The 629-nt window shown below is 42.6% G+C and carries 1 protein-coding gene; it reads left to right on the forward strand.

What is annotated here, in order from left to right; genetic code table 11:
• Positions 1 to 38 precede the first annotated feature (38 nt).
• Positions 39 to 629, forward strand: a 591-nt coding sequence (locus BCT81_RS03900; RefSeq protein WP_102423289.1) for a LuxR/HapR/OpaR family quorum-sensing transcriptional regulator, incomplete at its 3' end; no start/stop codon positions are given.

Raw genomic sequence — 629 nt, forward strand, 5'->3', positions numbered from 1 at the left:
ATCATTAATATAAAAAAATCGTTGGCAAGGAAAATAAAATGGACTCAATCTCTAAGAGACCTAGAACTAGGCTTTCACCTTTAAAAAGAAAACTTCAGCTGATGGAAATCGCGCTTGAAGTATTCTCTCGTCGCGGCATTGGCCGTGGTGGTCACGCTGACATTGCAGATATCGCTCAGGTATCAGTAGCAACAGTATTTAACTACTTCCCTACTCGTGAAGATCTGGTTGATGAAGTGCTTAATCATGTTGTCCGTCAATTCTCAAACTTCCTTTCAGACAATATCGATCTAGATATTCACGCAAAACAAAACCTACATAATATTGCGACTGAAATGGTGACACTAGTAGCTCAAGACAGCCACTGGTTGAACGTATGGTTCGAATGGAGCGCATCGACGCGTGATGAAGTATGGCCACTGTTCGTAACGACAAACCGCACTAACCAAATGTTGGTACAAAACATGTTTAGTAAAGCGATTGAGCGCGGCGAAGTGTGTGACGATCACGATCCTAAGCATCTTGCGAATCTGTTCCACGGCATCTGCTACTCGCTATTTATCCAAGCGAAACGTGTCGATACCAATGAAGAGTTGTCGACTTTAACTGACAGCTACTTGAACATGTTG

The sequence above is a fragment of the Vibrio sp. 10N.261.52.A1 genome (assembly GCF_002876325.1).
Lineage (GTDB): Bacteria > Pseudomonadota > Gammaproteobacteria > Enterobacterales > Vibrionaceae > Vibrio > Vibrio chagasii.